The sequence below is a fragment of the Phyllobacterium sp. LjRoot231 genome (assembly GCF_964253365.1).
Taxonomy (GTDB): Bacteria; Pseudomonadota; Alphaproteobacteria; order Rhizobiales; family Rhizobiaceae; genus Phyllobacterium.
Genome location: NZ_CAXUQT020000001.1, coordinates 970745 through 985784 on the forward strand (window position 1 = coordinate 970745; position 15040 = coordinate 985784).

The 15040-nt window shown below is 59.7% G+C and carries 11 protein-coding genes; 7 read left to right on the forward strand and 4 right to left on the reverse strand.

The features are described 5' to 3' along the window. Positions 1-114 precede the first annotated feature (114 nt). The 5 genes from ACSQ3H_RS04675 to ACSQ3H_RS04695 all read left to right on the forward strand — a co-directional run bounded on the left by ACSQ3H_RS04675 (position 115) and on the right by ACSQ3H_RS04695 (position 8518). A complete protein-coding gene (locus ACSQ3H_RS04675; protein WP_436115971.1) occupies positions 115-729 on the forward strand; it encodes a LemA family protein in 615 nt (204 codons plus the stop codon). 9 nt (positions 730-738) lie between these two features. After that, entirely contained in the window at positions 739-1599 is an 861-nt protein-coding gene (locus tag ACSQ3H_RS04680) for a TPM domain-containing protein (protein ID WP_436115972.1), read from the forward strand. Between the two features lie 3 nt (positions 1600-1602). Further along, positions 1603-2235 (forward strand): TPM domain-containing protein, encoded by a 633-nt coding sequence (locus ACSQ3H_RS04685; RefSeq protein WP_436115973.1) that lies wholly within the window; start codon positions 1603-1605, stop codon positions 2233-2235. A gap of 108 nt (positions 2236-2343) precedes the next feature. Beyond that, a complete protein-coding gene (locus ACSQ3H_RS04690) occupies positions 2344-7128 on the forward strand; it encodes an NAD-glutamate dehydrogenase (protein ID WP_436115974.1) in 4785 nt (1594 codons plus the stop codon). A gap of 31 nt (positions 7129-7159) precedes the next feature. Then, a complete protein-coding gene (locus ACSQ3H_RS04695) occupies positions 7160-8518 on the forward strand; it encodes an MFS transporter (RefSeq protein ID WP_436115975.1) in 1359 nt (452 codons plus the stop codon). Here ACSQ3H_RS04695 and purH read toward each other — a convergent pair. From purH to ACSQ3H_RS04710, 3 genes are all read right to left on the reverse strand, one after another. Further along, entirely contained in the window at positions 8508-10124 is a 1617-nt protein-coding gene (purH, locus tag ACSQ3H_RS04700; protein ID WP_436115976.1) for a bifunctional phosphoribosylaminoimidazolecarboxamide formyltransferase/IMP cyclohydrolase, read from the reverse strand. The two genes, ACSQ3H_RS04695 and purH, sit on opposite strands and share 11 nt — an antisense overlap. A gap of 84 nt (positions 10125-10208) precedes the next feature. Further along, a complete protein-coding gene (locus tag ACSQ3H_RS04705) occupies positions 10209-11435 on the reverse strand; it encodes an MFS transporter (protein ID WP_436115977.1) in 1227 nt (408 codons plus the stop codon). A 42-nt stretch (positions 11436-11477) separates the two neighbouring features. Then, positions 11478-12530, reverse strand: coding sequence for an aldo/keto reductase (locus tag ACSQ3H_RS04710; protein ID WP_436115978.1), 1053 nt, complete (start codon positions 12528-12530; stop codon positions 11478-11480). Positions 12531-12737: 207 nt separating this feature from the next. Here ACSQ3H_RS04710 and ACSQ3H_RS04715 point away from each other — a divergent pair, with 207 nt between their 5' ends. Next, entirely contained in the window at positions 12738-13013 is a 276-nt protein-coding gene (locus ACSQ3H_RS04715) for a CopG family ribbon-helix-helix protein (RefSeq protein ID WP_436115979.1), read from the forward strand. Further along, positions 13010-13315: a type II toxin-antitoxin system RelE/ParE family toxin gene (locus ACSQ3H_RS04720; protein ID WP_436115980.1), complete on the forward strand. Its 306-nt coding sequence runs from the start codon at positions 13010-13012 to the stop codon at positions 13313-13315. The genes ACSQ3H_RS04715 and ACSQ3H_RS04720 overlap by 4 nt, the downstream gene beginning before the upstream one ends. A gap of 8 nt (positions 13316-13323) precedes the next feature. On the opposite strand, the gene ACSQ3H_RS04725 is transcribed toward ACSQ3H_RS04720, so the two are convergent. Then, the gene (locus ACSQ3H_RS04725) at positions 13324-15030 is read right to left on the reverse strand and encodes a heparinase II/III family protein (protein ID WP_436115981.1); all 1707 of its coding nucleotides are present in this window, start codon (positions 15028-15030) and stop codon (positions 13324-13326) included. Positions 15031-15040 lie beyond the last annotated feature (10 nt).

The window sequence follows — 15040 nt, forward strand, 5'->3', positions numbered from 1 at the left end:
TTTTGTTCAACGATCCAGCATAGCGCTTTGCCAGTTCCTTTTGCAGAAAAAAATGGCTAGGTTCGTGCTGCTTCGTTCTGAAGCGGCGAATCTGAACTCGGGGAGAGGATTCCGATGCAATATGTGACTTGCCTGCCGGCACCGCGCCGCACACTTTCTGTCATTGCCCTGTTTCTTCTTGTGCCGCTGCTCTCGGCCTGCGGTTTCAACACAATCCCGACCAATGAAGAGCGTGCCAAGGCCGCGTGGAGTGAAGTGCTCAACCAGTACCAGCGCCGGGCCGATCTCATTCCAAATCTCGTCGAGACCGTCAAAGGTTACGCAGCGCAGGAAAAGGACGTGCTGACCTCGGTGGTCGAAGCCCGTTCCAAGGCAACCTCGGTGCAGGTGACCCCGGAAACGCTGACCGACCCCAATGCAATGAAGGTGTTCCAGGAGAATCAGGCACAGTTGACAGGCGCTCTTTCGCGACTGATGGCCGTGGTGGAAAACTATCCTGAGCTGAAGTCCAACCAGAACTTCCTTGCCCTGCAATCGCAGCTGGAAGGCACCGAAAACCGCATCGCAGTTTCGCGCCGTGATTATATCGAGGCAGTGCGGGTCTATAATACGGCGCTGAAGACCATGCCGACGATGATCTGGAAGTGGATTTGGTACACAGGAAGCGAACCTTACCAGACCTTCAACATCGAAGATTCAGCAAAGCAAACGCCTCAGGTCAAGTTCTAGGCTTTAGAAATGAGCGCATTGCGCCAGACTGCGGTTGGGTTCAATCGCCTATTATTGGCGATTGCTCTGCTGGCATACCTGTCAGTCAGTGCCTTTGCCGCGGAGTTGCCGGCGCTTACGGGGCGCGTGGTCGATGGCGCGAATGTCATCGATGCGGCGACACGGGACCAGATAACCCAGAAGCTGGCAGCATTCGAGGCCAAGTCTTCCGATCAGGTGGTCGTGGTGACCGTGCCGAGCCTCGACGGCGAGGAAATAGAGCCCTATTCGAACCGGCTCTACCGCTCCTGGGCGTTGGGGCAGAAACAGGAAAACAACGGCGTGCTGCTGGTCGTCGCGCCAAATGACCGCAAGGTTCGCATCGAGGTCGGCTACGGGCTCGAGGGCACGCTGACGGACCTCTTGTCCAAGCTCATCATTGAAAACGCCATCATACCGGGTTTTCGCTCGGGTGATTATTCGGGTGGAATCTCGAAAGGCGTCGACGGCATTTTGACGGTGCTTTCCGGTGATGCGGCAGAGCTCGAGGCCCGCGCCAAACGCAATGTCCAGGAACCAACATCCGACGTCGACTGGGTGATGCTGATCTTCGTCATGATCTTTTTGTTCATGTTCTTTGGCGGCATCATTCTGCCAGCAGTCGTGACGTCCTTCGGCCGCAAGATCGCTCCTGGCAGATATGAATGGCTGGGTATGATCTTCGACATAGGCTCGTCGAGAAATGGTCGCGGCGGTGGCGGCGGATGGTCCTCAGGGGGCGGGGGCGGATGGTCATCCGGTGGAGGCGGTTGGTCTTCGGGCGGCGGGGGCGGGGGCTTTTCGGGTGGTGGCGGTTCGTCCGGTGGCGGCGGCGCATCGGGGAGCTGGTAGGCCATGAGATTGATGAACGAAGCGGATCATACACGTATCGCCGAAGCGATCCGCGATGCCGAAAGCCGCACGAGCGGCGAAATCTACGCGGTGCTGGCGCGGCGCAGCGACAGCTATTTCTACGTCGCCGGTTTTACTGTCGCCTGCGGTATCCTCTTCGCTGCAGTTCTGGTCGCGGTCGCGGCGCACTGGTACTGGTACACCGTGCCACTACCGATCTTCGGTCTCGCTATCCTCGCCGCCTTCCTGGCTGCGGTGCTGGTGCTGTGGCTGGTGTCGGGCATTACCATGTGGCTCGTGCCGCGACGCATCCGCTACAAGCGTGCGCACCTTAATGCGATCCAGCAATTTCTGGCGCGCAATGTCCATCTCACGACCCAGCGTACCGGCATTCTGCTGTTCGTCTCGCTGGCGGAACGTTACGCAGAGGTGGTTGCGGATGCGGGCATCAATGCAAAAGTCCATCAGGATGAATGGAACGGCATTGTTGCGATTCTGACTGATCATGCCGGCAGGGATGATTTGACCAGCGGGTTCCTCAAAGCCATTAAAAAAGCGGGTCAGCTCCTGGAAGAACATTTCCCCACAGGCCCCGATGACGTCAATGAGCTCGATGATCATTTAGTCGAATTGTAATTTTGTTGCGTGTCACACTATTTTCACTGCGACCGTGCAGTTTGTGGTCGAAAATAGCTTCTGAGCGGCTATGATCGAGCCAATTACATAATCCAGGGGGAATATTTTATGGCTTCCAAGAACAAACCGGACTTAAAAGCCGCTACGAAGTCAAAACCACCGAAAGCCGCGAAGGAAAAGAAACCAAACGCAGGATTGTTCCAGGACCTGCTGTTTGCCCGGGCGCCGGAAGAAGACCTTGCCGATTACGACGCGGGTGCGCTGACGGCTTCGGCGAAGCTCGCAGAGGATGCGCTGGCGCAGTTCAAGTCAGGTCAACCGGTCATCGACGTCAGCGAAGGCAATATCGTATACCGTGATGCCCGGCCCGTCACCGTCGTCACCCTGATCAATGACAATATGCCCTTCCTGCTCGATTCGGTGCTTGGCGAGATCAGCGAGCGCGTTACATCGGTTTATCTCGTGCTGCATCCGGTCATGGATATCGACAAGAACAGCGTTCTCGGTGCTGCCGGTCCGGACAAGCCGGGCAAGGATGTGGCGCGAGTGAGCGTCATGCAGATTCATGTTCCAGCGCTTGATGCACCTTCGCGCGAGATCATGACCGCCGCGCTTACCACTGTGCTCAAGCAGGTGCGCGAAGCTGTTAGTGATCGCGGAGCCATGGTGGCGCGCTTGGGCGAGGCGGTCGAGTCCTACAGGACCGGCAAAACGCCGATGAAAAAGGCTGCAGCGGAAGAGGCCGTAGAATTCCTCGAGTGGCTGCGCGACAACAATTTTACCTTTCTTGGCGTGCGTGAATACGACTATCAGGGCGACCACAGTCAGGGCGAGCTGGAGCGTTCCGGCAAGCGGGGCCTTGGCATCCTGAGCGATCCCGACGTGCGGGTTTTGAAGCGCGGCAACCAGGGTGTGACGACAACACCGCAGATCATCGCCTTTTTGACCGGCCCGGAACCGCTGATCGTCACCAAGGCCAACACCAAGTCGCTGGTGCACCGTCGCGGCTATATGGACTATATCGGCGTCAAGACATTCGATTCGGATGGCAAGGTGAGCGGCGAATTGCGTTTCGTCGGACTGTTCACCTCTGGCGCCTATACGCGTTCGGTTCTTAAAATTCCCTATCTGCGCTCGAAGACCGAGGCGGTGATCAGCCGGCTCGGCTTCAACCGCGAAGATCATTCGGGCAAACAGCTGATCAAGGTGCTTGAGAGCTATCCGCGCGATGACCTGTTCCAGATCGACGTCAAGACGCTGACCCGCTACGCCGAGATCATATTGGCGCTAGGCGAGCGGCCGCGCGTGCGAGTCCTGCCGCGCATTGATCCGTTTGGTCGCTTCGCCTCGATCATCGTCTTTGTACCGCGCGAACGCTATGATTCCATCGTGCGCGAGAAAATAGGCTCGTACCTTGCCAATGTGTATGAGGGGCATGTGTCGGCTTATTATCCGGCATTTCCCGAGGGCGGTCTTGCTCGCGTGCACTTCATTGTCGGCCATGCCGAGGACGAATTTCCGAAGGTCAAGCGTGAGGCGCTGGAAGAAACCGTTCGCTCGATCGTGCGCACCTGGGAAGATGCAGTCGCAGAGGTCGGGGACCGTACGGGAACCGCCGAATTCACATCCCTGGCCGCGGCTTTCCCGGATTCCTATCGCGAGAATTTTTCGCCGGACGAGGCGCTGGTCGATGCGAGCCGCATTGCCGGCCTGGCGCGCAACAATCCGCTTTATGTCGATTTCTACCGGCACCGGACCGACGGGCCCAATGCCGCTTCGCTGAAGATCTATCATTACGGCTCGGCCGTTGCCCTCTCACAGCGTGTTCCCTTGCTGGAGAATATGGGTTTTCGTGTCATCAGCGAACAGACATTTGCGCTGCCGGCCGCCGACGGCAGCCCGCTATATGTGCATGATATGGAACTCACCAGCGCCTCGGGTTCGGCGATCGATCTCACCGATGACGGCGATCTTTTCGAAGACGTGTTCCGCTCAATCTGGAACGGTGCGTCGGACAATGACGGCTATAACGCGCTTGCTCTTACCGGGCAGCTGACGGCGCGGCAGATCATTATATTGCGCGCTTACGGGCGCTATCTGCAGCAGGCAGGCATTCCCTATTCGCAGGATTTCATCGCGGCGACGCTTAACCGCTATCCGGCGATCGCCAGGCAGCTCTTCGATCTGTTCGATCAGAAACTCAACCCGTCCAAGACAGGGGCGCAGTCGGAACGCAGGCAATCGACGATACGCTCTGCTATCGAGGAAGCGCTACAGGGCGTCCCGAGCCTCGACGATGACCGCATCCTGCGCCGTTTTCTCAACCTCATCGAATCAACCCTGCGCACCAATGCCTTTGCGCCGGAAGAAGACGGCAGCGAACGCGTGACGCTGGCCTTCAAGCTCGATCCGCGATCGCTGGATGAACTGCCGGAGCCGCGGCCTTACCGCGAAATTTTCGTCTATGGCCCGGAGGTCGAGGGCGTGCACCTGCGTTTTGGTCCAGTCGCACGTGGCGGCTTGCGCTGGTCGGATCGTGCGCAGGATTACCGCACGGAAGTGCTGGGTTTGGTGAAAGCGCAGCAGGTGAAGAACGCGGTCATCGTTCCTGTTGGCGCGAAGGGCGGATTCTATCCGAAAAAGCTACCGGTTGGCGGTGATCGCAATGCCATTTTTGAGGCGGGCCGCGCGGCCTATATCACGTTCATCTCGACCCTGCTCTCGGTCACCGACAATCTCCAGGGCGAGACGGTTGTGCCGCCGCAGAACATGACCCGGCTCGATGGCGACGATCCCTATTTCGTCGTGGCCGCCGACAAGGGCACTGCGACCTTTTCGGACACCGCCAATGCGATCAGTCAGGCGCATGATTTCTGGCTGGACGATGCCTTCGCTTCGGGCGGTTCGGCCGGTTACGACCATAAGAAAATGGGTATTACCGCGCGCGGCGCCTGGGAAGCCGTGAAGCGGCATTTCCGCGAGATCGGCACCGATATCCAGAAAACGCCGTTCACGGTTGTTGGCGTCGGCGATATGTCGGGTGATGTCTTCGGCAATGGCATGCTGCTATCGCCGCAGACGAAGCTTGTCGCGGCCTTCGACCACCGCGATATTTTCATCGATCCCGAGCCCGATGTGAAGGCGACGCTGAAGGAACGCCAGCGACTGTTCAATCTGCCGCGCTCCAGCTGGCAGGATTTCGACAAGACCAAGATTTCCGCAGGCGGCGGCATTTTCTCGCGCTCGCAAAAGTCCATCACCCTGTCGAAGGAAGCCGCAAAGGTCATCGGCCTTGCCAAGACCACGGCAACGCCCTTCGAAATTATGACGGCGATCCTGAAGGCGCCCGTCGACCTCCTATGGTTCGGCGGTATAGGTACCTATGTCCGCTCGTCGCTGGAAAGCGATGCGGAAGCGGGTGACCGCGCCAATGACGCGATCCGCATCACCGGCAGCGATGTTCGGGCGAAAGTTATCGGCGAAGGCGCCAATCTCGGCGTTACGCAAAAGGCGCGTATCGAGTTCGGATTGCTCGGCGGGCGCTGCAATTCCGATGCGATCGACAATTCGGCCGGCGTCAATACGTCCGACGTCGAGGTCAATATCAAGATCGCACTGGCGCAGGCCATGCGCGCCGGGAAATTGCAACGCGACAAGCGCAACACGCTGCTGGAATCGATGACCGACGAGGTTGGTGATCTGGTGCTGCGCAACAATTATCTACAGACACTGGCCCTTTCGCTAGCACAGCGGCGTGGCCTCGCCGACCTTGCCTATCAGGCGCGCTTCATCAGTGATCTGGAAACGAAAAAACTCCTTAACCGCAAGGTCGAGACGCTGCCCGATGACAAGGCGATGGCGGAGCGGCAGGTGGAAGGCATTCCACTGAGCCGGGCTGAGCTCGGCGTTCTCCTCGCCTATTCGAAGATCGTCCTGTCCGATCAGCTCCTGGCAAGCGATTTGCCGGACGATCCCTATCTCGAAGGCGAATTGATGGAGTATTTCCCGAGGCAGATGAAGGAGGGCTTTGGCGACGAAATCCGCACGCATCGCCTGCGCAGGGAAATCATCGCGACGCAGCTTGCCAACGACGTGATCAATCGTGGCGGCCCGACCTTCGTCAGCAGGCTTTCGGACCTTACCGGCCAGTCGGGCCCGGAGATCGTGCGCGCCTATGTGATCGTGCGGGATGGCTTTGAGCTGGACGGGGTGTTCGCGGGGATCGACGCGCTGGACAATGTAATTCCGGGCGAAACGCAGAACGGTTTCTACGCCAAAGTGGCACAGATGCTGAACTGGACGACCGCCTGGGTTCTGCGCAACCGGACAAGCGTTGTTGGCCTCGGCGCGGCGATCGCGGAGATCAAGACGGCACGTGATGCGCTGCAGCCGCGCCTCGACAAGCTCTTGCCGGCATCAATGACCGGGATGATCCGCGAAGACGCTGCCAGCAATGCAGCCCTCGGTGCACCTCCGGCACTCGCCGCGCAATTGGCACGGCTGGAGATTGCGCCGATCATCCCGGACATCGCCGCCGTTGCGCAGCAGGCCAATATCGATATGGCCAGCGCCGCGCGAGCCTATTTCGACATATCCGAAGCCTTCCGCATCGGGCGTATCGAGGACGCGGCGCGGGGCGTTTCCATAGCCGATTACTATGATGGACTGGCGCTTGCCCGTGCCACTGACCTGATTTCGCAGGCGCGGCGCGGTATCGCTGTGGCGGCGCTCAGCAAATATGGCAAGCAGGCCGATCCGGCGAAAGACTGGCTGGTGAGCCGGGGTGCACGCGTCGACGAGGTGCGGCAGCGCATGGCGAATATTGTGGAAACGGGCGATCTGACCGTCTCGCGGCTTGCCGTGGCGGCGGGATTGCTTTCCGATCTGTCATAGGCAGTTGGGCTCGATGAGTAAGGGATAGCGAATGGCTGCATCGAGAAGGGGCATCTGGGGGTGGATGCTCTTCGACTGGGCGGCGCAGCCATTCTTCACCGTCGTCACCACGTTCATCTTCGGACCGTATTTCGTCTCGCGCATGGCAAGCGACCCCGCCGTTGGCCAGGCAGCCTGGGGTTATGGTATCGCTATTTCGGGGCTGTTCATCGCGGTTCTGTCGCCGGTGCTCGGATCGATTGCCGACCAGACGGGACGCCGCAAGCCATGGATCGGTTTCTTCGCCATCATCAAGATATTCTCGTTGACCATGTTGTGGTTTGCGGCGCCGGGCTCCGGCCTGATTGTACCGTTGGTGTTCTTCTCGCTGGCGTCGATAGCAGCGGAATTTTCCATCGTCTTCAACGATTCGATGATGCCGCGGCTGGTGGCACCAAAGGATATCGGGCGGATATCCAATATGGCCTGGGGCCTCGGCTATCTCGGCGGTATGATCGTGCTGATCTTCGTCGTGGCATTCATGGCCGCGTCGCCGCAAACCGGCAAGACCATGCTGGGATTGAGCCCGATCTTCGGGCTCGATCCGGCGGCAGGCGAGGGCGATCGCGCAACGGCGCCGTTGTCGGCGCTGTGGTATTTCGTCTTCGTCCTGCCGATGTTCTTTTTCACGCCGGATGGTGCGAAGGGTTTACCGGTTGGCAAAGCCGTGCGCGTGGGGTTAACGGAACTGAAGTCCACCCTCAGAGAGGTGCGGCAGCGGCCCGGGATATTCCGCTTTCTCGTCGGCCGCATGATCTATCAGGATGGCGTGAATGCGCTGATCGCGCTGGGTGGAGCCTTTGCCGCGACAATGTTTGGCTGGGCAACGGCGGAGATCGGCATCTTCGGCATCATACTGAATGTGGTCGCCATTTTCGGCTGCCTTGCAGCAAGCAGGCTCGACACAATGCTTGGGTCGAAGGTCGTGGTGGTGATTTCGCTGGTGTTGCTGACAGTCGCGACGATCGGCATCGTCTCGACCGGTCCCGGCTATACGCTGTTCGGCCTCGTACAATTGCCGGGGGCGGATAGCGGCGGCCTGTTCGGCACGCCGGCAGAGAAAGCCTATATCGGCTTCGGCCTCTTGATCGGCATCGCCTTCGGACCCGTGCAGGCGTCGTCGCGCTCGTTTATGGCGCGCAGCGTCTCAGCTGACGAAGCAGGACGCTATTTTGGCATCTATGCGCTGTCCGGACGGGCGACGAGTTTTCTCGCGCCGTTCCTGGTGGCGACGGTAACGGCGGCCAGCGGCTCGCCGCGCCTTGGCATGGCGATGATTATTCTTTTTTTGCTGGCCGGACTGGCGGTCCTGTTCAAGACACCCTATCCGGCCGCGAAGGTCAGTGCCTGAAATGGCGCATGCCAGTGAAGACCATGGCGATACCATGCTCGTCGGCCGCGGCAATCACCTCGTCGTCGCGCATGGATCCGCCCGGCTGGATGACAGCCGTTGCGCCCGCGGCGACTGCTGAAAGCAGGCCGTCGGCGAAGGGGAAGAACGCGTCGGATGCGACGACGGAGCCCTTGGTCAGCGGTGTTGCGAGACCTGCAGCTTCGGCGGCGTCTTCTGCCTTGCGGGCGGCGATGCGGGCGCTGTCGACACGGCTCATCTGCCCGGCGCCGATACCGACCGCCGCGCCATCCTTGACGTAGACGATGGCATTGGACTTCACATGCTTGGCGATGCGGAAGGCGAGCTTGAGATCGGACATCTCGGCTTCCGTCGGTGCACGCTTGGTGACCACTTTCAATTCGAGATCATCGACGACGCCGCTGTCGCGCGACTGAACAAGGATGCCGCCGGCGACGGTCTTGGCGCTGATGCCACCGGCGCGCGGATCGGGCAGACCACCGGCTACGAGAAGGCGCAGGTTCTTCTTGGCGGCGACGATCGCTTGCGCTTCCGGTGTTGCATCCGGTGCGATAATGACTTCGGTGAAGGTCTTGACGATTTCCTCGGCGGCATCGGCGTCGAGCGTCTTGTTGAGCGCGACGATGCCACCGAAGGCCGAGACCGGATCGCAGGCAAGCGCCTTCAGATAGGCTTCCTTCAGCGTCGCGCCTTCGGCGACGCCGCATGGATTGGCGTGCTTGATGATGGCGACGGCGGATGTGCGGGCCGGATCGAATTCGGCGACGAGTTCGAAGGCGGCGTCCGTATCGTTGATGTTGTTGTAGGAGAGCTGCTTGCCCTGCAGCTGGGTAGCCGTGGCGACGCCTGGACGCTTCTCCCCGGTAAGGTAGAAACCAGCCGATTGGTGCGGATTTTCGCCATAGCGCATGACCGAATGCAGGTGACCGCCGATAGCGCGGCGCGATGGTGTCTCGGTCATCAGCGCTTCGGCGAACCAGCCGGAAATCGCTGCGTCATAGGTGGCAGTGCGCGCATAGGCCTTGGCGGCGAGGCTCTGGCGGAATGAATAGGGCAGCGAGCCCTCATGCTTGTCGAGCATGGCGATAACCATGTCGTAGTCGCCGGTATCGGTGACGACACCGACATAGGCATGGTTCTTGGCGGCTGCGCGAATCATGGCCGGCCCGCCTATGTCGATGTTCTCAACGATATTGGCGTAGTCGGCGCCGGAATGGCGGACCTCTTCGAACGGATAGAGATTGATGACGACGAGATCGATGGCGCCGATATCATGCGCCTTCATCGCTGCTGTATGTTCTGGATCGTCTCGCACGGCCAACAGCCCGCCATGCAGTTTCGGATGCAAGGTCTTGACACGTCCATCCATGATTTCCGGAAAGCCGGTGATGTCGGCGACGTCACGAACGGGGATGCCCTCGGCGGCTATCGTCTTGGAGGTACCACCGGTGGAGAGGATTTCAATGCCGTGGCGATGCAGCGCATGAGCAAGCGCGGTAAGGCCGGCCTTGTCGGAAACGGAGAGAAGCGCCCGCTTGACAGGATAAAGGTTCGGTGGGGAATAGGATTTGGCGGCGGCGGCCATGGGGTTCGTCCTTACAGAATGAAATATTGAGCGGATTTTGCCAGCCGGTTAGCACAGGCAAAGGCGGAATCCTACCTTTTATGTTTACGACCTGGTACGCGGTTCTGTGGCAAACACCAGAAGAACGGCTAGTCCCATTGCAGCGCCTGTCAGCGAGGTGACCCACCAGCCACCATAGAAATAGGTCGCGGCGGCAAGCGCCGAACCGGCCGAACCGAGCAGGAAGACGATCGTCATATAGATCGCATTGAGTCGTCCGCGTGCCTGATCATTGAGTGAGAAGATGATGCGCTGGCTGAGGATCTGGTTGGTCTGGACGGCGCTGTCAATAAAGATCGCCGAGAGGACCAGTGCGGTGATCGAGATGGCAGTTCCAGCCCAACCCGCAATCAGAAACCACAGCGTCAGGGTAACCATGGCTGTCGCTGTCCCCTGTCTTGTATAGCCACGGTCTGCGAGCCGGCCAGCGACGGGAGCGGCCAATGCGCCAGCCGCTCCGGCCAAGGCAAACAGGGCGATCTGGCGTTGGCTGTAGCCGAACTTGTCGGTGAGCAATAGCGGAATGCCGGTCCAGAACAAATTGAAACTCGCGAAGATGATGCCCTGATACAAAGCACGGCGTTGCAGGGCCGGTGTGGTGACAAGGAGATGCCACATCGATTTGAGGATCGCCCCATAGCGCATGCTGCCATGCGGCTGGCGTTGTGGTAGTGCGGCGCGCAAAAGTACAAGGACAGCGAGCATTGCTGCCGCCGAAATCCAGAAGATCGCCCGCCATCCGAATTCCGAAGCGACCAGATTGGCCAGCGGCCGCGCCAGCATGATGCCGGTCAAGAGGCCCGCCATGACATTGCCGATGGTGCGGCCGCGTGAGGCGGCGGGAACCAGATGAGAAGCGAAAGGAACGAGTACTTGTGCGCCGCAAGCGAAGAAGCCGATGGCGAAGGAGCACAAGAGGAAGGTCATTGCCGAGCCGGACAGAGCTGCTCCGGCGAGACCGAGTGCGGTACCAGCAAGCGTCAGCAGAACCAGCCGGCGGTTTTCGACGAGATCGGCCAGCGAAACCAGAAACAGCAGCCCCGCGCCGTAGCCGAGCTGGGTCACCGTCACGATGAAACCGGCCATGCCGCCATGCATATTAAGGTCAGTGCTGATGAGACCAATCAGTGCTTGCGCATAATAAATATTACCGACCATCGCCCCGCAGGCGAAGGCGAATAGGAACGTCAATGCCGGGGAAAGCCCCGGCAATTCTGTTGCAGCCTCGGCAGGTTCGGATTGCGGCAGGACGGTATCTCGGGAATAGGCCATAAGGTTCTCGCTGCCGGCGGTCCTCCCACCTCCGGCTTCTCGTTATTTGAGGTGAGGTTCGATCAGGGAAAGATCAGCGGCAGAAAGCCGGTCGGATGCGGTACGGGCCTGATGCCAGTACGGGTAGATGAGCGGTATCTGGCTGACCTTATCCAGGCTCGCACGCTCTTCAGCGCTCAGGACCACATCGGCAGCCTTGAGATTGTCTGCGAGTTGGGCATCGGTACGCGCGCCAACGATGACGGAGGTCACAGCCTTGCGCCCAAGCAGCCAGGAAAGCGCGATCTGCGCCGCGGAAATATTGCGGGCTTCAGCGATGCTAACCAGCACTTCGATAATATCGTAAAGCCGCTCCTGATCGCGGATCGGCGGCTCACCCCAATCGGCGAGCTGACGTGTGCCTTCCGGTGTCGCCTTGTTGCGGCGGTATTTGCCTGAGAGAAGTCCTCCGGCCAAAGGACTCCAGACCAGCACGCCAAGGCCTTGGTCAAGGGTCGCAGGAACCAGTTCATATTCGGCTTCGCGTGCTTCGAGGCTGTAGTGAATCTGCTGGCTAACCGGCGCGATGAACTTTTCCAGCGCCGCGATGCCCATTGCCTTCATCAGGTGCCAGGCCGAGAAATTCGATACGCCGATGTAGCGTACCTTGCCGGATCGCACGAGTGTATCGAGCGCTTCCAGCGTTTCGTCGAGCGGTGTCAGACCGTCCCACTGATGCAACTGGTAGAGATCGATGTGATCGGTGCCGAGGCGCTTCAGGCTGGCCTCTGCAGCCCGGATCAGGTGGTAGCGCGACAGGCCCGCATCGTTGATTTCCTCGCCCATGCGAAACCGCGCCTTGGTGGCGACGAGGACTTTGTCGCGCTTGCCCTTGAGGGCCTGACCGACGATCTCCTCGGAAGCGCCGGTCGAATAAATGTCCGCTGTGTCGATAAGGTTGATCCCGGCATCGAGCGCCATGCCGATCTGCCGCCTGGCGCCTTGCAGGTCAGTGTCACCGGTCTTGGCGAAATTGCCTTTGCCGCCAAAGGTCATCGTGCCGAGGCTGAGCGCGGATACTTTGAGGCCGGAGCGGCCAAGTTGACGATACTCCATGGTTCGGACTCCTGGTGGATGCGACGATGATTGAGGTGCAAGCGCGCCGAGCAGGCGGCAGCGTTGCAACTCTATACAAGCCCAACGGACAGATGTCGCCCCCGAAGCTGAAACACAGATTGGTGATCGGGTGGGTTTTTCAACCCATATCGCCGGCGACGCGCTAATGTGTGCTATACTGTACACAAATCAACACAGGGCCACCCCATGACCGCCAGTACCACAATGACTATTCGTGTCCCATCGGACGTCAAAGAGAAACTTACGAAACTCGCACGCGACACAAGGCGTAGTAAATCCTATCTCGCAGCAGAAGCGGTTTCTGCTTATGTCGATCGTGAACTTGAAATCATCGAAGGCATTCACCGCGGCCGCGCCGATGTTGAAGCTGGGCGTGTCGTTTCACACGCTCAGGTTATGGGAGAGGCCCGGCAAATCATTGCGGATGCTAAAAAGGTACAGAAGAAGACGCCGCAGGAATGAGGCCGGTCGTCTGGTCCGACGAGGCAGCTCGAAACTATCTTGATATCCTCCGCTACATTGCCCGGGACAATCCTTTTGCTGCCGAGAAGGTTGCCGATGCGATTGAAAAAGCCGGTAACGGTCTTAGCGACTTTGCCACTGGACGGCCCGGTCGTGTAAGCGGAACATATGAAAAACCTGTTGCCCGACTACCCTACCTCCTTTCCTATGCCATCACCAATACGACTGGCGGAGGAACGGTATCGATTTTGCGGGTAATCCATATGTCGCGAGATTGGCCAGAAGAAAAATGGCCAGAGTGAAGTAGACGTTATCCGTAAACCCCGAGCGTGGTGCGGGTGAACTGCCATTCGACTTCCGGGCGCTGGGCGGCATTGACCGAAAGCGTGATTTGGTGAGTTTTGACCGGTCCCCGAAATCCGGCAAAGAACAGCGAATCCTCGATGAAGGGCTGCACCGTCGCCGAGAACATCCAGATATCGTCATTCTCCGCCTGCAGGATGATCAGGCCATGCTCATCGACGGTGATGTTGACCGACGGATGCAGGTGGAAGCGGATGACAACATCCTCCGCGCCGGTATCGCGCAGCGGATTGCGTCCGGCCGCAAAGAAACTGTCAATGCCTTCGATGACGCTGCCATTGTGCGACAGGACAATCTGCCGCTCGTGGAAGATGCCGAAGGGCCGGACGTAGCCATTATGGTTTGCAACAAAGCCGACAGCACCTTCGCGTTCGATTCGCTCGATATTGACCTTTGTCGGACCGGCGATGATCGGCGTGCCAATCATGGTCGAGAGACCGGAGGAGCTGAACCGGCAAGAAGACGTGTCGTTGATCGTTGCCGTCGAATGCGCGGCCGTGGAGCGGGCCAGCGGGCGGAACTCCGCTGGGCCATAGCGATCGACGCCCGCATTGACGATGTAGCGGTTGCGGCCGGACGACATCTCGAAGGAGAGACAGCCGGCATGGGCATCGCGCGAGGCCGTTACCGGCGGTGCGAGTCCCGTGTCAGCGATGATCGTGGTGGAATCCATCGACAGGCGTTCATAGCCCGAATGCGGCGCATGGGTCAGCGGCAGACCGCCGATATCGTCATGGCGCAGCACTGCGATTACCCGTTCCGGCATGGTGGCGCCAACGCCGTTGAACAAGGCAAGGCTGCCGTCATGATGGCGGAAGAAGCGCAACGCCGGTAGCATGCGCTCGATGGCTTCGATGAGAGCTTTCGGCGGCGCTTCCTGACCGCTGGCATAGGTCTGGCGCAAGGGCAGGAGATCGGCCAGCAGCTCCAGGACGATCAGCGGGTTGCGTGAGATATGACCGCCATCCGGCAGGATCTGCCGCGTGAGCTCAAACTCGAGATTGCGTCGCGCCGAGCGACTGGTGCTGGATGCGACAGGCAATGCCAGTGCGGCCAAGGCCAGGGCGATGCGAGCGCGAAGCTTCTCCTCGCCGTCATCCATGACTGCGGCCATCGTACGCAGATAGCGTACCTGCATGGCGAGCGAGCGCATGAACTGGCGGTAGGAGCGCAGGTCTGTGCCGGCAAGGATGAGGCTCGAATGCTGCAGCCAGGCGATGATGCGCTGGGCGGTGACCTCCGGCAGCCAGGCGGGACCTGTAATCGAACGGCCGTGGGTGGTAATCCAGTCGCTGAGCAGGGCACGCGCATTGGCGGTGGCAAGGTCGGTGCCTGCGGCACGCAAATTACGCAGCCAACCGAAATTGTGCAGAGCGGCCTGCCATGCGGCATTGGGCGGTTCAACCAGGAATGGCGAGCGTCCGCCGGTCTCGACAACCCTGCCGGCAAGGGCGAAACGGCCATGGTAGAACTCTTCCGCCAATTGCGGATCGGCGGGGCGAAGATCCTGCGGCGCGATGAGAACGCGTTCCGGCGTGAAACCGGTGAAACGCCAGCGATAAAGCGGGCCCATGCGCACACGCCTGCGGAAACGGCGCCAAAGTTGCGCTGTTGCCAGTCCCCACAATTGCGGTGTTTCGCTTAACGCGACCATATTATTATTG

Bases quoted from the DNA above. Each gene is read 5' to 3' on its own strand.
- ACSQ3H_RS04675 (WP_436115971.1), top strand. From the start codon at position 115: ATGCAATATGTGACTTGCCTGCCGGCACCGCGCCGCACACTTTCTGTC.
- ACSQ3H_RS04725 (WP_436115981.1), bottom strand. From the start codon at position 15,030: ATGGTCGCGTTAAGCGAAACACCGCAATTGTGGGGACTGGCAACAGCG.
- ACSQ3H_RS04715 (WP_436115979.1), top strand. From the start codon at position 12,738: ATGACCGCCAGTACCACAATGACTATTCGTGTCCCATCGGACGTCAAA.
- purH (WP_436115976.1), bottom strand. From the start codon at position 10,124: ATGGCCGCCGCCGCCAAATCCTATTCCCCACCGAACCTTTATCCTGTC.
- ACSQ3H_RS04695 (WP_436115975.1), top strand. From the start codon at position 7,160: ATGGCTGCATCGAGAAGGGGCATCTGGGGGTGGATGCTCTTCGACTGG.
- ACSQ3H_RS04685 (WP_436115973.1), top strand. From the start codon at position 1,603: ATGAGATTGATGAACGAAGCGGATCATACACGTATCGCCGAAGCGATC.
- ACSQ3H_RS04705 (WP_436115977.1), bottom strand. From the start codon at position 11,435: ATGGCCTATTCCCGAGATACCGTCCTGCCGCAATCCGAACCTGCCGAG.
- ACSQ3H_RS04720 (WP_436115980.1), top strand. From the start codon at position 13,010: ATGAGGCCGGTCGTCTGGTCCGACGAGGCAGCTCGAAACTATCTTGAT.
- ACSQ3H_RS04690 (WP_436115974.1), top strand. From the start codon at position 2,344: ATGGCTTCCAAGAACAAACCGGACTTAAAAGCCGCTACGAAGTCAAAA.
- ACSQ3H_RS04710 (WP_436115978.1), bottom strand. From the start codon at position 12,530: ATGGAGTATCGTCAACTTGGCCGCTCCGGCCTCAAAGTATCCGCGCTC.
- ACSQ3H_RS04680 (WP_436115972.1), top strand. From the start codon at position 739: ATGAGCGCATTGCGCCAGACTGCGGTTGGGTTCAATCGCCTATTATTG.